The organism is Archangium violaceum Cb vi76, from assembly GCF_000733295.1.
Classification (GTDB): Bacteria; Myxococcota; Myxococcia; order Myxococcales; family Myxococcaceae; genus Archangium; species Archangium violaceum.
In genome coordinates this window covers 71,173-87,885 of the sequence record NZ_JPMI01000322.1, presented here as the reverse complement: position 1 = coordinate 87,885, position 16,713 = coordinate 71,173, and the positions used below count along the sequence as shown (strand labels likewise).

The 16,713-nt window shown below is 69.5% G+C and carries 13 protein-coding genes; 9 read left to right on the top strand and 4 right to left on the bottom strand.

Annotated features, from left to right (window positions below):
* Nucleotides 1-32: 32 nt before the first annotated feature.
* Entirely contained in the window at nt 33-2,573 is a 2,541-nt protein-coding gene (locus Q664_RS43725; RefSeq protein ID WP_084610864.1) for an ATP-binding protein, read from the bottom strand.
* Between the two features lie 329 nt (nt 2,574-2,902).
* Here Q664_RS43725 and Q664_RS43720 point away from each other — a divergent pair, with 329 nt between their 5' ends.
* The 7 genes from Q664_RS43720 to Q664_RS43690 all read left to right on the top strand — a co-directional run bounded on the left by Q664_RS43720 (nt 2,903) and on the right by Q664_RS43690 (nt 9,883).
* On the top strand, nt 2,903-4,555 hold the full coding sequence (locus Q664_RS43720) for a sensor histidine kinase (RefSeq protein ID WP_052519432.1): 1,653 nt from the start codon (nt 2,903-2,905) through the stop codon (nt 4,553-4,555).
* A 74-nt stretch (nt 4,556-4,629) separates the two neighbouring features.
* Entirely contained in the window at nt 4,630-5,316 is a 687-nt protein-coding gene (locus Q664_RS59655) for a TetR/AcrR family transcriptional regulator (RefSeq protein WP_052519431.1), read from the top strand.
* Entirely contained in the window at nt 5,313-5,900 is a 588-nt protein-coding gene (locus Q664_RS43710) for a hypothetical protein (RefSeq protein WP_052519430.1), read from the top strand. Before Q664_RS59655 ends, Q664_RS43710 begins: the two co-directional genes overlap by 4 nt.
* A 94-nt stretch (nt 5,901-5,994) precedes the next feature.
* Nucleotides 5,995-6,822: an OmpA family protein gene (locus tag Q664_RS43705; RefSeq protein ID WP_084610862.1), complete on the top strand. Its 828-nt coding sequence runs from the start codon at nt 5,995-5,997 to the stop codon at nt 6,820-6,822.
* Between the two features lie 84 nt (nt 6,823-6,906).
* A complete protein-coding gene (locus tag Q664_RS43700; RefSeq protein ID WP_043410659.1) occupies nt 6,907-7,743 on the top strand; it encodes a hypothetical protein in 837 nt (278 codons plus the stop codon).
* A gap of 110 nt (nt 7,744-7,853) precedes the next feature.
* On the top strand, nt 7,854-8,795 hold the full coding sequence (locus Q664_RS53525) for a type VI immunity family protein (protein WP_052519429.1): 942 nt from the start codon (nt 7,854-7,856) through the stop codon (nt 8,793-8,795).
* A 131-nt stretch (nt 8,796-8,926) separates the two neighbouring features.
* Nucleotides 8,927-9,883: a porin family protein gene (locus Q664_RS43690; RefSeq protein ID WP_052519428.1), complete on the top strand. Its 957-nt coding sequence runs from the start codon at nt 8,927-8,929 to the stop codon at nt 9,881-9,883.
* An 84-nt stretch (nt 9,884-9,967) separates the two neighbouring features.
* Here Q664_RS43690 and Q664_RS43685 read toward each other — a convergent pair whose 3' ends face one another.
* Nucleotides 9,968-10,663, bottom strand: coding sequence for a nucleotidyltransferase family protein (locus Q664_RS43685; protein WP_043410657.1), 696 nt, complete (start codon nt 10,661-10,663; stop codon nt 9,968-9,970).
* 164 nt (nt 10,664-10,827) lie between these two features.
* Here Q664_RS43685 and Q664_RS43680 point away from each other — a divergent pair, with 164 nt between their 5' ends.
* Nucleotides 10,828-11,706, top strand: coding sequence for an alpha/beta fold hydrolase (locus Q664_RS43680; protein ID WP_043410654.1), 879 nt, complete (start codon nt 10,828-10,830; stop codon nt 11,704-11,706).
* On the opposite strand, the gene Q664_RS43675 is transcribed toward Q664_RS43680, so the two are convergent.
* Complete coding sequence (locus tag Q664_RS43675) at nt 11,703-12,026, bottom strand: CBS domain-containing protein (RefSeq protein WP_063934865.1); 324 nt, start codon at nt 12,024-12,026, stop codon at nt 11,703-11,705. The genes Q664_RS43680 and Q664_RS43675 overlap by 4 nt on opposite strands.
* Nucleotides 12,027-12,104: 78 nt before the next feature.
* On the opposite strand from Q664_RS43675, the gene Q664_RS43670 reads away from it, so the two are divergent.
* Nucleotides 12,105-14,114, top strand: coding sequence for a patatin-like phospholipase family protein (locus Q664_RS43670; protein ID WP_043410652.1), 2,010 nt, complete (start codon nt 12,105-12,107; stop codon nt 14,112-14,114).
* Nucleotides 14,115-14,311: 197 nt separating this feature from the next.
* Here the strand turns inward: Q664_RS43670 and Q664_RS43665 are convergent, their stop codons facing one another.
* Nucleotides 14,312-16,291: a Hint domain-containing protein gene (locus tag Q664_RS43665; protein ID WP_152622677.1), complete on the bottom strand. Its 1,980-nt coding sequence runs from the start codon at nt 16,289-16,291 to the stop codon at nt 14,312-14,314.
* Nucleotides 16,292-16,713: the final 422 nt, after the last annotated feature.

The following is a 16,713-nucleotide window of genomic DNA, read 5'->3' as shown; positions in this document are numbered from 1 at the left end:
CCTCAACTTTTTCGGCCCCCTTCCCTCTTCGCTCATGACGCGGGTGTCCGCAGGGCGCGCTCGGCATACACGCCCGGCAGCGACACGCTGAAGGTGGAGCCCTCGCCCGGGGTGCTGCGGGCCTCGATGGTGCCGCCGAGCGCCTGGACGATGGTGCGGGTGATGTAGAGGCCCAGGCCCAATCCGCCGTAATGGCGCTGGGACACGGCGCGCTCGAAGCGCTCGAAGATGCGCGAGAGGTTGCCCGGGTCGATGCCGATGCCCTGGTCCCGCACCAGCAGCACGGCGTGCCCCGCTTGCGTGGACACGGAGAGCTCCACGGGCTTGCCGGCCCCGTACTTGAGCGCGTTGGTGAGCAGGTTCGTCACGACCTGATCCAACCGCAGCCGGTCCCACCGGCCGACGACGGGCCCCGGGGCGCTCACCGTGACGCGGCAGCCGGCCTTGGTGGCCTGGGGCTCGAAGCGGCCCACCACCTCGCGCACCACCTCCACCAGGTCCACGTCCTCCCAGTCGAGCTCGAGCTTGCCGGCGCCAATCCGCGAGACATCCAACAGGCTGTCGATGAGGCGCGAGAGCCGGGCCACCTGCCGCTCGGCGGCGTCCAGGTGCGCGAGCAGCGCCCGGCTGTCCATGGCCCCATCCCCCGCGACCCGGGCGGACCTGCGCAGCGAGTGCAGCTTGAGGCGCAGCGGCGTCAGGGGCGTCTTCAGCTCGTGCGAGGCGATGGAGAGGAACTCGTCGCGCACCTGCACGGCCTCCTTCGCCTCGCGGAAGAGCCGGGCATTGTCCACCGAGCTGGCGGCGCGGCGCGCCAGGTCCTCCACCAGCCGCAGCGCCCACTCGTCATACTCCCGGCCCTCCCGGGCGTAGACGAGCGTGAGCGCCCCGAGAATCCGTCCCCGGCTGAGCAGCGGCACGCACAGGTAGGAGGCGAGGCCGAGCTCGTGCAGCAGCCGCGTCTGGTGCTCGTCCCGCGCCCCCGCGTCGAAGAAGGACTCCGGGACGTTGGGCAGCCACTCCGGCTCGCCGGTGCGCAGCACCCTGGCCAGGCCGCGGGACGCATTCCAGTCCAGCTCGAAGTGGCGCAGCACCTCGTACACCCGCTCCACCCTCTGCGGCTCGCGGTGGGCCGCCGCGACACGCTCGAGGCCGCCGTCCGCCGTCAGCAGGTCCACCGCGCACCAGTCCGCCAGCGTGGGCACCACCAGCCGGGCCACGTGGGCCAGGGTGCCCTCGTAGTCCAGGGAGGAGGACAGCACCGCGCTCGCACGGGCGAGGAAGGAGGCGGACTCCTCGGAGCGCCGCTGCTCGGTGATGTCGATGTGGATGCCCACCCACTCGCGCACCTGCCCATCCTCCGTCGCCACCGGCACGCCCCTCACGGACATGGTCCGGTACGTCCCGTCATGCCGGCGCAACCGGTGCTCGGCCTCGAAGACCTTCCGCAGCCGCAGCGCCTCCACCCACAGCCGGACCGTCCGGCCCCGGTCCTCGGGGTGGATGCACTCCAACCAGCCGTAGCGCCCGTCGAGGTACTTCTCCCGCGGCTGGCCGGTGAAGGCCCTCCAGCTGGGCGAGTCCGCGGCGACACGGCCCTCGGCGTCCGTCGTCCACACAATCTGCGAGACGGCGTGCATGAGGGAGCGGAAGCGCTCCTCGCTCTTCCGCAGGGCCTCGTGCTGGCTCCGCAGGCTCGCCGACAGCTCCTCCGCCTTCAGCCGGGCGCGCATCTGCGTCGTCACCTCGCAGGCACACACGAGGAGGCCCTCCATGCGCCCCACACCGTCGCGCAGCGGCTGGTACACGAAGTCGAAGAAGGCCGTCTCCCGCCTTTCCTCCAGATGGAGGGGAATCGCCTTGCCCGCCACCGGCTCGCCCGTGCGGAAGACATGGTCCATCAGCTCGAAGACGTGCTGCCCGTCGATCTCCGGATGGGCCTCGCGCGCGGGCCTGCCGAGGATGTCCCCCTGCCCGACGAGCCGCAGGTAGAGCGGATTGGCATAGGCGTAGACGTGCACGGGCCCCTGCAACAGGGCGATGGCCACGGGGGCCTGCGTGAAGACGCCGTGGAGCCGCGCCCGCTGGACGGCCGCTTCCAGGAGCGCCGCATGCTCGCGCGCCAGCAACTCGGCCTGCTCCTCACGCAGCCGGGCCGCCCGCTCCTTGAGCTCCCGGTCCTTCTCGAACAGGCCCACGAAGAGCGCCACCTTGGCGCGCAGCACCTCCGGCTCGAGGGGCTTGGTGAGGTAGTCCACCGCGCCCTCCACGTAGCCCCGGATGATGGAGGACTCATCCTTCTGGTAGGCCGAGATGAGGATGATGGGCGTGTCCCGGTGCCGCGCCCGCTGGCGGATGAGCCGGGCCGTCTCGAAGCCATCCATCCCCGGCATCACCGCGTCCAGGACGATGACGGCGAAGTCCTCCCGGAGCAGACACTTCAACGCCTGCTCCCCGGATGTGGCCTGCGTCGTGCGCACCTGGAGCGGCTCCAGCACTCCCTCGAGCGCCAGGAGGTTGGTGGGGTGGTCGTCCACCAGCAGGACGGCGGGCCTGGCAGTCACCCTCGTCACGGTCGGCCTTCTCCCTCGTCAATCCAGCGGACTGCCAGTCAGGCACGTCCCATGCCTGACCGCCCCTGCCCGGGCTCGCGCGGAGGCCCTCCCTCCCAGAACCCAGGAACCCACCGGGCCCATGCCCATCCCCCCAGGGCGTCCGTCCACTGCGCACCCTGCTCGGAAGGGGGTGGGCCCCGCGCACCTCACGCGAGGCAGGAGGCGGGGATTGTTCTCAGCCCCTGGGAATCCCTGGGAAACGCGCAGTGGAGGACGTCCAGCCCGTCCCCCCACGCCCCCCGGGTGGACGTGACGGTATGGTGGAAGCGGGGGGAGTCCACGCAGTCATGTCCCAGCTCGATCGACCCGGTCCTCCGGAAGCCGCGGCCCTGCTCGCCGAGCGCGAGCACCTGAGGGCACTGCTGCGGCTGATGCCGGTGGGCGTCTTCATCGTGGATGCGCGGGGGTGGCCGCTGGAATCCAACCCCGTGGTGGAGAACATCTGGGGCGGCCCGCTGCCGCGGGTGGGGCTGGAGGAGTACGGCATCTACGAGGGCTACTGGCCGGGAAACAGCCGGCGGCTGGAGGCCCACGAGTGGGCACTGGCGCGCACGCTGCGCGACGGGCACCCGGTGGTGAACGAGGAGGTGGAGATCGTCGCCTTCGACGGTGCGCGGCGCACGGTGCTGCACTCCACCACGGCGCTGAAGGATTCCCTGGGAACCATCGTGGGCGCGGTGGCGGTGAAGGTGGACATCACCACGCACCGGCGGGCGGAGTACGCCGAGGCCTTCCTCTCCGAGGCCACGCGCCTGCTGGTGGAATCGCTGGACTGGGAGGGCACGCTGCGAGCGGTGGCGCGGCTGGCCACGCGTCAGCTGGCGGACTACTGCATCATCGACGTGGTGGGCGAGGACGGTGAGCTGCACCGCCTGGTGGCCGCCGCGCGAGCGCCGGAGCACCAGCCGCTGATGAACGAGGTGCTGCGTTTTCCGCCGAAGGTGGGCGGCCCCAGCCCGCTGTCGAGGGTGTTCCACGAGGGCCGCCCGCTGCTGCTGCCGGACATCACCCCCGAGGTGCTGAGCATGGCGGCGCGCTCGCCCGAGCACCTGCGGGCCATGGAGCGACTGGGGCCGCGCGCGTGCATGGCGGTGCCGCTGTCGGTGGGAGCGCGCCGGGTGGGCCTGCTCGACTTCATCCTCGCCACCCCGGGCCGGAGCTACACGGAGCGGGAGCTGAAGTACGCCGAGGAGCTGGCCCGGCGCGTGGCCTTCGTGGTGGAGCACGCCCGGCTCTACCGCGAGGCGGAGCAGGCGGTGGAGGCGCGGGACGAGTTCGTCGCCATCGCCACGCACGAGCTGCGCACGCCGCTGTCCGCGCTGAGTCTGCAATTGACGGCCCTGCAGCGGGCGGTGGACGCGGGCCGCATGCCCACCGAGGACAAGCTGCGGCGGTCTCTGGTGACGGCCCGGCGCCAGACGGAGCGGTTGGAGCAACTCGTCGAACACCTGCTGGACGTGTCGCGCATCTCCACCGGGCGGATGGAGCTGGAGCTGGAGGAGGTGGACCTCGCGGAGCTGGTGCGCTGGGTGGTGGTCCGCTTCGAGGAGAAGCTGGCCGAGGCGGGCTGCGCCACGGTGGTGCGCGCGGACGCGCCCGTGGTGGCGAAGGTGGACCGGCTGCGGGTGGAGCAGGTGGTGATGAACCTGCTGTCCAACGCGATGAAGTACGCCCCCGGCCAGCCGGTGGAGCTGCACGTGGAGCGAGGGGAACGGATGGCGGTGCTCGGCGTGCGGGACTCCGGCCCGGGCATCACCCCGGAGGCCCAGGCGCGCATCTTCGAGCGCTACCAGCGGGCCTCGGGCAAGCACTCGCGCGAGAGCCTGGGACTGGGCCTGTACGTGGCCCGGAGAATCGCCCGCGCCCACGGCGGCGAGCTGAAGGTGGAGAGCACGCCCGGCCAGGGCGCCCACTTCTTCCTCCTCCTTCCGCTCGGCTGAACGCCCCTCCCCGTCCCACGCCCGGGCGATTGGCTTGCGCCGTGCCATTTTTCTGAGCATACTCATTTTTGAGCATGGTCACTTCTCGGAGAGGAAGCGCCCCCCCGAAGGCCGCCGAGGCCCCGGGACTGAGGGAGCGCAACAAGCAGGAGAAGCTGGAGCGCATCCGCGAGGCGGCGCGGGAGCTCTTCGCGAGCAAGGGATTCGCGGAGACGACGACGCGGGAGATCGCCGAGCGGGCGGGCGTGGGAACGGGGACGCTGTTCCTCTACGCGCGCACCAAGGAGGAGCTGCTGATGCTCGTCCTGGCCGAGAAGGTGGAGGCGGTGCAGGAGGAGCGCTTCCGCACGCTGCCCACGCGGGCGCCGCTGCTCGAGCAACTGCTGCACGTCTTCGAGGGCTTCTTCCGGCTGTACGCGAAGGACCCGGCGCTGGCGCGCATGTTCATCCGGGAGGCGCTCTTCATGGAGCCGGGGCCGGCCGGGGAGCGGTTGCAGTTGGAGCGGGCCTTCGCGGCGCGGCTGGCGGGGCTGGTGGCGGCGGCGCGCGAGCGCGGCGAGGTGGCCGGGGACGTGGACCTGGAGATGGCGGGCTTCAACTTCTTCTCGCTGTACCTCACGACGTTGATGGGCTGGCTGTCGGGGGCACTGGGCCCCGGGGACAGCTGGCGCCCGGTGCTCGAGCGCTCCTTCGCCCTTCAGCTGAAGGGGCTCGGGCCGGGGGCGGGGACTTCTGGAGGAAACAGACGGAGGCGGTCATGAGCATCGAGGCAACCCTGACGCTGCGGCAGGCGCGCGAGCGCTACTTCGAGGAGAACGGCTTCGGGCAGGGCGGCAACTACGACGAGCGCTGGGTGCGGGTGGACGTGGGCCCGGTGCCGTTCTGGTTCCCCAACTCGGCCGAGCGGGTGCGGGCGCTGCGCTTCCATGACCTGCACCACGTGCTGACGGGCTACCGCACGGACTTCCCCGGCGAGTGCGAGATTTCGGCGTGGGAAGTGGCGAGCGGGTGCACGGACCACTGGGTGGCGTGGCTGCTGAACCTCTCGGGGATGGGCGCGGGGCTGTTCTTCATGCCTCGGCGGATGGCGAGGGCCTTCCAGCGGGGCCTGCACACGCGCAACCTCTACCGCTCCGAGTACGGGGAAACCCTGCTGGGCCGGACGGTGGAGGAGATGCGGAGCGCGCTCGGAATGGACGTGCCGGTGCCCGCGCCGACGCGGAAGGACCGGATGACGTTCGCGGGCTGGTCGGCGGCGGCGCTGCTCATGGCGGCGGTGAACATGGCGGCCTTCCTGGCCCCGGTCGCACTGGCGGCGTGGGCGCTGGTGAACTGGCTGCGCTGAACGGTACGCGGCCCCGCCACCCCTTCCCCCTTGAGACCTACCCGCGCGCCCTGAATATCCTTGGAGTTCAAACCACGCGAACCGAGGGGCCCGGATGGAACGAACAGCGAGCGACGCGGAGAAGCGCCGGCGCCGGTGGTTGCCATGGTGGCTGCTGGCGGGCTCGCTGGGGGTGACGGTGCTGGGCGGATGGGGAGCGTCGCGCTCCATCTCGTCGCTGATGCAGCGGGTGGAGCAGCTGGAGCGCGAGGCCAGTGAGTCCGAGGCCCGGGTGGCGGAGCTGCAGGTGCTGAGGGACAGCATGACGCGGCGGATGCGCCTGCTGGAGCAACAGCAGCAGGGACTGACCACACAGAACGCGGCGTTCAACAAGCGAGCCGGAGATCAGAACGTATTGCTCGCGCGGCGCGAGGCGGCGCGCACGGAGCTGGAGCAGTTGCTGAAGGCGGAGCTGGAGAAGGGCGAGGTCTTCCTGACGGAGGCGGAGGGACGGCTGCGGGTGGAGCTGGCGGACCGGCTGCTCTTCGAGCCGCGCCAGGCGGCGCTGACTCCGGTGGGAGCGGAGCTGTTGGCGCGGGTGGGAGCGAAGCTGGCGGTGGAGGGGCACCTGGTGCAGGTGGCGGCGCACACGGACGCGGTGCCGGAGACGGCGCCGGAAGCGACGAGCTGGGAGCTGTCCTCGGCGCGAGCGGTGACGGTGGTGCGGCTGCTGGGGGAGAAGACGAAGCTGGGCCCGGAGCGGCTGGTGGCGGCGGGCTACGGGCCGTATCACCCGGTGGTGGTGGATGACGGACCGCTGGCCCGGGAGCGTAACCGGCGGCTGGAGCTGCAACTCATGCCCGCGCCACCGAAACCCGCACCGCCTCCTCCGCCGCCCGCGGATCAACGGCTGGCCAAGAAACGCACGGGACAGACGCGGTAACCGGAACGAGGAACATCCCGAGCTGCTTCACGGCGTTGTGCGCCCGGTGCATTCTCGGCCCTGGCTCATTCCGCTGGGGAACACGTGGCTCGGATTGGTTGGCTTCATCTCTCGGCGTTCCTCTGCATCTCCTGCTCCACTACGTTCCAACCAGGGCCTCTTCAGGCCCAGCCATCCCGGAGCGGGCAACTCACCGGCGCTCGGTCTCGGTTCGACCAGTCGTGTGGCCCGGCCTGTGCCACTCCGGTCAGTGCGAGCACCGGGGAGCTCATCGCGCCAGCGGCGACCCGGACTGGCCAGGTCCTTGGGAAGGTCGTCCAGGTTGCCGAGGCCGTCCAGGGACTCAATACCCTCGAACGGGCCCTGACCGGCGCGGAGTTGGATCTCGTCGAAGCAACCCTCAAGGCGTGCGTGGCGCAGGCGCACGCGGACATCAACGAGGCCTACCAACAGCGGGATGACGGATTCAGGTTCGAGAACGGGAAGTTCCCCAATGACGCCGAGTGCCTGAAAGTAGTCGGCTTCGATGAAGTGGGGGATGAGGTCTCTCTTGCCCAGGAACTGGGGAAGCTCAAGCACGCCGCGGCCTTTGCCTGCCTCAAGGCTCGCCTACCTCCAGAGCTTCGCGAGAACTTCACCGTCGAGCCTCGCTACAAGCCCGACCCCGACGTGAATGGAGTCGCGCTGACGGACAAGGGCGTCGATACCCTCCATCCCGATTTCGTGGTGCACGGGACGAGGAATGCGACCGACGTGCAGTGCGTCTATGAGATCAAATTCCCCTGCTTCGCCGCCCACAAGCTGGACCCACGCAACTCCCGCTGGGTAGAGGCGCAATTGAAGGCCTACCAGAAGCTCTCGATCCGTTGTCCCGCGGCCGTCATCTCTCCCGCGGGACTCTTCCAACTTGGCATCCCTTGATGACGCCTGCCCTTCCTCGCATCCGCCACCGTGGACGTTGCCCCGTTCACGTCAGGCTCTGGAGTGGCAAGCCCCCACGCTTTCCGCCGCGAGAACTGCTCGCGCGAGACGTGGTCCGCCTCGCCTTCTACCTGCCGTACGACCACCTCGATATCGCCTCTGGAGTGAGGCACGCGGTCGAGAGCTACGTACATGCCGTGGGGCAGGGTCCCAGCACCATCCATCATGCCTATATCAACGACGATGAAGGCGGCCCCCTGAGCAAGGAGCGCTGGGAATCCATCCACTACCTCCTCCGCCCCGAGCGGCCGTTCCGCTTCATCGAAGAGCTCAGCGAACCCACGGTCCACCGCCTGGTGAAGAGGGGCCACCTCGCACAGCTCATCCTCGATGGCGGCTTCGGCAGCACCAACGGCTACCAACTCTGGTACCGGGCCCGCCTTCCCACGCGTACGCCCCCTCCCAACCTGGTGAGCCCCCTCACCGCGACGCTTCCCACCGAGTACCTGCAAGCGCACGGCTCCGCGAAGGTGCGAGAACTCGCCCTGGAGATGGCCTCACAGCTGCGTTTCGCCACCGGTCACGTGGGCCTCGCCCTGCAGCTCTACTGGCCCCTGCGCTCCAGGGATGAGTCCTTCCGCGCCGAGCTCCTCCGCCACCCGGGCATCGACCTGCGCCCGGCCTGGCTCTTCGAGCACCGGATGGGCACACGTGTCGATGGCGTCCACTGGCTCAACTTCCTCGCGCAGCCCGTGTTGGACCAGCTTGGTGGCGCCGCGGCCCTTCGCGCTCGCATCCACTCTCCCGGAACCACCATGCACGCACTCGACGAGGAGCGCGTGGTCGTCTCCCTTGGCGAGCACCCCGAAGCCGGAGACCTCTCCACCGGGCAGACCCTCCCCGCGTACCGGGAGCTCGCTCGGGTGCTGGAGCCATGGCTCGAACCGCTGGACCTCTCGGACACCACCACCCTGGACCAGCCGCCCACCTACTCGAGCCTGCGCCTCACCCAGGACGAGGCGACGCGCTGGTGGAGACGCTTCCTCGACTGACACCTCGTACCCACATGCCTCCACCCCTCCCCGGAATCCGCGCGGAAAAATGCCGTGAATAAACCGGGCGGGCGGCCGTCCGAGCCTCTGGTCACCCACTGGCGCCCATTTTTCCGCCCCGGAGAATCCCCGTGCCCTCCTTCCGGCAACTGCTGTGCACCTCCCTGGCATCGAGCCTGCTCTTCACCGCTGGCACCGCCGAAGCGCGCTTCGGGAAGAGCTCCAACTCCTCCAGCAACGACAAGGTGCACGACGCCAGCCCGGTGGGTTCGAGCAACAGCAGCTCCGGCGGTTCCAGCTCTGGCGGCTCCAGCTCCGGCGGCTCCAGCTCCTCCAGCAACGCCGTGGACACCGTGGGCACCATCCTGGACATCCTCCACATCGCCGCGGATGTCGCGGAAATCGCATCGCACGTCGAGGCGACGACCACCTACGAGACGACCTACCAGCAGCCGCCCCCCGTCCAGGCCCAGGTGCAGCTCGCGCCCGGCGAGCAGCCCATGTACCCCTACGGGCGGGAGCCGGTGGTCCAGCAGCAGGTCCAGCAAACCCAGGAGCGCAACCGCAACCTGCTGATGTTCCGGGTGAACGCGGAGGGGCTCGCGGTGGCCTCGGGGGGCTCGGCGGTGGGGCTCAACGCGGGCATCGAGGGCCAGCACTGGGGCGTGGCCCTGGCGGGGACCGGCATGCGGCTGCCCACGGACGACGGCACGCCGGGCGTGGACAAGATCGACCTCTTCAACCTGCACCTGACGCTCGCGGTGTACACCGACGACCAGACCCGGCTGCGGCTCGAGGGCGGCGTCGCCTCGGCGAAGGCACCGAGCGCCACCTTCACGGGCCCGAGCTTCGCCGTGTCCTTCGAGCGGTGCCTCAACGGCGTGTTGGACCTGGAAACCCGCGCGCAGGTCGTCCCGGCGCCGCACCTCCAGATCGATGCCCAGGCGGGCCTCGCGCTGCACCTCAGCGCCATCAACCTGCGCGCCGGCTGGCGGGTGATGACGCTCGACGACAGGGGCCAGGTCGACGGCGTCGTGCACCGCGACTACTTCAGCGGCCCCTACGCCGGCGTCGGCCTGTACTTCTAACGGCTCCCCTCCCCTCTCCCGCGCTTCGGAGAGGGAGGGATGGCCACGGACCCGCCAGCCGGGTCCGGGCGCGCCACTCCGGACTCACGAGCCGGAGATCCCCTCGGAGGAGGCCTCCATGGGAGCCGAAGCGCCGGTGGACACCGTGGTGCCAGTGGACTCGGTCTTCTTGCCCCGGCGCTTGGGCGGAGGCGCGAGCTTCGGCGCGGAGCCGAACAGCCGCTCGTACGTCTCCGGGGTGTTGATGTTGACGACGACGCCCGGGTCCTTCACCGGGATGCGGCGCATCTGCAGGCCCCGCACCGCCACCTCCAGCTGCGACTCCGTCGAGTCCCTGTCCCGCAGCCGCTCGGCGGCGCCGCGCGAGAGGATGATGGGGAAGCCCGAGGCCCCCTCGAACTCGGGGCGGATGGCCTCCACCGAGTCCCCCATCGCCTTGATGAGCGACTTGAGCGTGGAAGCACGCAGCGCGGGCATGTCCACCGGGTGCAGGAGGATGATGTCCGCCCCGTCCTCGAAGGCCGCCTCCAGTCCGGCCTTCACCGAGCTGAGCTGGCCGTCCTGCCACCGCTCGTTCTCCACCAGGTGAACGGCCGGGTGCTGGTCGCGTACGGCCTCGGCCTCCTTGCCGATGATGCCGATGACCGAGCAGCCGGCCTTGCCAAACGTCGATGCGAGCGACTGCAGGAAGCTCTTGCCCCCCTCGTGCTCGATGAGCGCCTTGGAGTAGCCCATCTTCCTGGCCTCCCCCGCAGCGAGGATGATCGCCACAGCCTTCATGCCACGCCTCCTCCGGCCCCCACCGGTTGGCGTGGGGGCGACCCCCTACACCCTGGCAAGCGCGAAGCGATCTGGCCGCGCCCCCGGGGGCAACCCGTTGGGAAGTCGGCATTGGGCGGATCGCTGATGTTGACCATGCACGCAAGTGCTAGGGCTTTCCGCCCATGAGCGAACTTCCCACCTTCATCACCCGGCTCTTCCCGTACCGCGCGCGCTTCGCCCCGACTGTCTTCGGGCGGATGCATTACGTGGACGAAGGGGAGGGGCGCCCCGTCCTGCTGCTGCACGGCAACCCCACCTGGTCCTTCCTCTATCGCGAGGTGATGGCGGGCCTGGCGGGAGGGCCGTACCGGGTGGTGGCGCCGGACCTCATCGGCCTGGGGCTGAGCGACAAGCCCCGGGAGCTGTCCGCGCACACGCTGCGGCGCCATGGCGAGTCCCTGCTGGAGCTCGTCCAGGGACTGGAGTTGAAGGACGTGGTGTTGGTGGTGCAGGACTGGGGAGGCCCCATCGGCGCGTGGATGGCGGCGAGGGCGGGCGGCCGGGTGACGGGGCTGGTGGTGATGAACACCGCGCTCCTCAAACCCGAGCGCTTCCGCACCACGGCCTTCCACCGCTTCTCCCGCATGCCGGTGGTGAGCGACGTGGCCTTCCGGCTGTTCAACTTTCCCCTGCCCGTGCTGGGGCGCACGCAAGGGGACCCGTCCTCCATCTCCGGAGACGTGGCGAGGGCCTATGCGTGGCCCTTGAGGAAGGTGGTGGACCGGGCGGCGCCCCTGGCCTTGGCGCGCATGGTGCCCAACGGCCCGGAGCACCCCACGGTGGCCGAGCTCACCGAGGGAGACGCCTGGGCCCGCTCCTTCCAGGGACCCGTGGAATTGGTGTGGGGAGTGAAGGACCCCATTCTCGGCCGGGCACTGCGGCGTCACCGCGAGGTGTTTCCGCGCGCCCGTGTCACCGAGACTCCCGCGGGCCACTTCCTCCAGGAGGAGGTGCCCGAGGAGATCGTCGCCGCCATCCGTCGGGTGGCGGACGCGCGTTAGTGCAACCAGGTGGAGCGCACGCCCTGCCCGCCCGGCAGGAGGACGACGCGCGGCCGATCGCCTGCACTTCCTTCCGAAGCGAGCGTGGCGCGGGCAGTCAGAATTTCAGTCATGCGGGCCAGCGGGAGCGTGGACCAGATGCGGTGCAGCTCATCCTCGGAGACATGGCCGAGGATCTCCCCGTGTCGTTCATCCACCACTGGCAACAGGTGCACGCCGTAACGGTGCATCACTTCGAGCGCGCGCATCACCGTGTCGCGGGGATAGAGGATGATGTCAGGCATTGCAACGACTTGGGGCTCGACAGCGCGGCGCGTCACGACTACCTCCAGTGAAGAAGCCCCTTCGGGCTCTCTCCGGCTGTAGCAAGCGCCTTGCCGTTGGGGGGATGATGGGGCATGTCCGTGAAGCCCACCCGTACGCCGTCCCTCCCGGCGCCCCCCCCGCGTCAGCCCGAGGCCGCTCCCTCCCACCCGCTGGAGAAGGTGGGCCAGGCGCTGCAGAACGCGGCGAAGAACGTCAGCACCCACGTCAATCGGGTGGTGGACACCTTCGAGGCGCGGCTGCCCACGGGCGTGAAGCCCGCCGCGGGAAAGACGGGCTGGGAGGGCATCACCCTCACCGGCAAGCCGCTCCAGATTCCGTTGGAAGCCCTGAAGAAGGTGGACCTGGGCGACCTGCGCAAGGCGCTCGAGCGCATCTTCCCGCCGAAAATCCGGGACGAGGAGGGCAAGAAGCTCGTCGACCAGACGAAGGACTTCCGCGAGACGCTGGGCAAGGTGCGCCAGCTGGCCCTGGAGCTGGAGATGACGCCGGCCCACCACCCGCGCCGGGCCGAGCTGCAGAAGGCGCTGGAGGCGGCCGAGGGCAAGCTGAAGGCGGACTCCGGCTACACGCGCGCCACGGCGCCCAAGCCGGGAGCCCTGTGGGTGGACCCGCAGTTCTTCGAGAAGGAGCTGGCGGGCGGGAAGCTGCACGCGAGCCACTTCCCCACGGGCACGCCGGTGACGAAGCCGCCAGCGCCCATGGACTTCCTCTTCGGCAACGGGCCGCGCGAGCTGAAGCTGGGCGAGGGCGCCTCGGCACGCACGGTGCGTACGCCCGGGGAATACAAGGCGGCGGTGGCGGCGCGGCGGGCGGAGCTGGGAATGCCCGTGAAGGACGGAGAGCCTCAGGGTGTGCACCTGAGCCTCCAGGGAGGAGGGGGCAAGGGCAAGCGCTACGGCGCGATGCTGGCGGAGATGTATGAGCTGGGGGTGGTGCCCACGAGCCTGAGCGGCACCTCGGCGGGCTCCATCGCGGCGGCGTTCGCGGCCACGGGCGCGGGCCCCGAGCAGATTCAAGCCCTGGCGAAGGATCCCCGGTTGAGCAACCTCTACGACTGGGACCTGGACATGAAGGACGGAGGACTCCTCAACGGGGAGCAGGCCTTCGAGCTCTTCGACCAGGAGCTGCGCGAGCTGACGGGCATCACGGACCGGCCGGTGACGTTCGCGGACCTGAAGGTGCCACTGCAGTTGATAGCGGCGAAGGCCTACGACAGCGGGGCGGGGGCCAACGGGATGACGTCGGCCAAGGACCGCATCTTCGTCTTCAGCCAGGAGACGACGCCGGACACTCCGGTGGCGCTGGCGGTGCGCGCCTCGATGGCGATTCCGGGCGTCTTCGAGCCGGTGCAGGTGGTGGACCCGGCGACGGGCCGGCGCATGCACCTGGTGGACGGCGGGGCGCTGGACAACCTGCCCATGGGCTACAACAAGAACGGCCTGCCGGCGATTGGCGCGTCGCTCTACACGCGGGCCACGGGCCACCCGGCAGACCACCAGGACACGACGAAGCCACTGCCCGCGGGCAACCTGGACGCGACGAACGTGCTGTGGAACGCGCTCAACGGCTACACGCTGCTGAAGGACTCGGGGGCGGACTACAACGACTACATGGACCGGACGAAGCCCCAGGCCAACCAGTTCATGCTGACGCTGCCGACGTGGGACCTCACGGACCCGAGCAAGGGCGACAGCACGCTGAAGTTCGGGTACGACGACAAGGTGGACCCGGCACTGGACGGCCAGTCGCGCCAGGTGACGCGCGACTTCCTGCGCGACTTCCTCGACGACCTGCGTGTGCCGGGCTCGCGGGGGACGAACTTCAAGGCCGAGGTGCCTCGCGACCTGCGCTTCGACGTGCCGGTGGACGTGAAGGGCAAGCGCTACCAGGTGAGCTACGCGGGAGGCGACACGCTGGTGGCGACGCCCGCGGGGGGCGGCAAGCCCATCGAGCTCGCGGTGGGCCGGCAGCGCATCGAGGCCATGTACCTGGACAACATGGCCTTCGGAGATCTGCGGAGCCAGCTCGCCTACACCCTGACGAATCCCCGGAGCGTGAAGCCGAGCTGGCTGCCCTTCTGACCGAATATTCCCTCTCCCCTCGGGAGAGGGTCGGGGTGAGGGTGCCCGTCCCTGTTCTCCAACCCCTGGACCCCAGTGTGGACAGTGGGTTCAACCCGGGAGCCGAGATACCCTCACCCCGTCCCTCTCCCGGCGGGCGAGGGGAAATGGCCGCGCTTGTTCCCAGGGGCCCCCTTCACGGACATACCTGAAGGGGATTAGCGGCGAGCACTCTTGCTCCGGGCCTGGTGCAGGCGGAAGTCCTCGTGCCAGGCGCCATTGAGGCGGGCGAGCACCTCGCGGGAGTCGCTGGAGCGCTGCTTCTCCAGGGTGAGCTGCATCTGGCTGTCACCCACCAGGTAGCCGTTGGCGTACATCGTGTTCGTCCCGGGCGTGGCGATGGCCAGCTCCTCGGGAGTGCCGAGAGCGAAGTTGAACACGTCACCGGAGAAGGGCACGCGCTCGACGCCCACGAGCTTCGCCGCGCCAGCGCGGGTCAACAGGGAGTCACCGGCCTTCAGCTCACCGGCCTGCACCACGCCGCGGGTGGCCGTCACCATGGGGTGCGTCTGGGTGACCATCACCTCGCCCCCCAGGGCATCCCGCAGCTTCACGAGGGGCTTGCGCTCGCCGCCGCGCGACACGGTCGTCACCGTGAGGGCCTGGCCCTGGCCATTGGCCAGCAGCTGGTCACCCACCTTCACCTGCTCCACCGGCACCTGCGAGCCATCGGCCTTCGTCACGCGCGTGCCCTCCGCGAGGCAGGCGTTGCGCCAGTCGAGGTTGAAGATGTCCTGGGTGCGCGAGCGGGTGTAGGGCTTGCGGTTGCCAGAGGAATCCACGCAGGTGGCCTTCATCGTGGCGCGCATCAGGAGGCGCACGTTCTGGTACATGTCCAGGCAGTCCTTGCCGAAGTCCACCAGCCCATCGAAAGGGACGTTGAGCTTCGTGGGGTCATAATCGTCGACGATCGGCGTCTTGAAGGGCAGGCTCCCCTTGAAGACGCTGCTGCCGGGCATGGTGCCGGCGGAGCAGCGGCCGCCACGCTCCATCAGGAAAATGGTTGCATCGCTCGTAAAGGCATCCAGGGTGCAGGACGACGGCAGGGTCACCTGGTACCAGCCACGCATGGGCAGGTAGAGGTGGCTCGGGTCATAGGCTCCGCTGGCGGGCTCCCAGTAGGCCCCGGCGGCGGGGATCCACAGGGTGTGGCTCGCCTCGGGGTCCGCCGCGCCCACGCCCGTGAAGGGCTTGGCGAAGGGCTTGAAGATGCCCGTGACGGGATCCTTGCTGCCCGAGGCGTAATCACAATCCAGGAAGCCGGCGACGGCGCCACGCTCCAGGCAGGTGCGGACGGGATTGTCGCTGTGCATCTTCCCGATCAGCTCCTTGGGGTGGTGCACGGTGATGGTGTTGAAGTCGTGCGCACCCAGGGCCACCAGGGAGGACTCGGCCCTCGTATAGGACAGGTGCTGCTCGCCGGTCTCCTCGTCGAAGGCCATGGCCACCGAGTCGACGAAGAGTTCCTCGTCCGGGTTCACCTTCAGCGAGAGCGGGAGCGGCGGCGTCTCGAGGACGGCGCTGGCGTACTCCTCGAGGGACTCGGTGCCGAGCACGCGGAACTGCGTCTGCTCGTGGTTGGTGGCGATGGCGTTGACGTCGGCGAAGGCGTAGTCGGCTCCGTCGAAGCAGGTGACGAGGCCGGAGGCCTGGAACTTCGCCACCGTGTTGTCGGCGCTGGCCACGTCGGTGAGCGGCAGCAGGTGGCCACACCGCGAGTTCTCCATGGGCTCGCCCGTAGCGCCGAGCCGGTCCTCGCGGGCCTTCGGGCCGGGAGTGCCGGTCTTCTTCTCCTTGCGGAGCGTCTCCAGCTTGCGGAAGAGCTGGGGCGAGTTCTCCGGCGTGCTGCCCGCGGCCAGGAGGCGGTTCTTCACGAAGCGGTACTGCGTGTCATCCGCGAGGTCGATCTCCATGTGCGAGCCGCGGCCGCCGCGCGACTTCCCCTGCGCCTCCAACTGCTTCTCCCAGCCGGCGTAGAGCCGGGCCATGTAGAGCGAGTCGGCCGCCAGGGCCTGCTTGTCCACCTCGCGCGCGGGCGTCTTCTGCTGGGCGCAGCCAGCGCCGAGCATCGCCAGGCCCAACATGACCGGGGCGAGGCGCGGAAGCCTCCGGGACGACGCATTCAGAGACAGTTTCATGGGGTTTGACCTCAGGGGATGAAAAGGCAATCGGCTCCTCACGGACCAGCGCGAGGCGAGCGGAAACTGGGGATGCCTCGCGCAATGGGAAGACGGCCTGGGAAAGGATTTTCCTTCCCTGTCCAAACACAGACACACTTCGGGGAAAACCCGCGAACAAAGAACAATGCCCTGCACCCGCCGGGAAGGAGGCACGGCCAGCCGAGCGGATGTCCTCGCCCGCCTCCCCCCACGTGAGAGGGAAGAAGCTGAAAGCCTTTCATGGCTCCCGCGTGGAAAGCTGTAGAAAGGATGGGCAAATCCTTTCCCATACACGTGTCTGTAGAAAGGATGGGGAAAAGCTTTTCCTTACCTTTTGGCCTGTAGAAAGGTGGGGGCAGGTGTGATTCCACCCAGGACCCCGGGGCCCCCATCGGAGCACG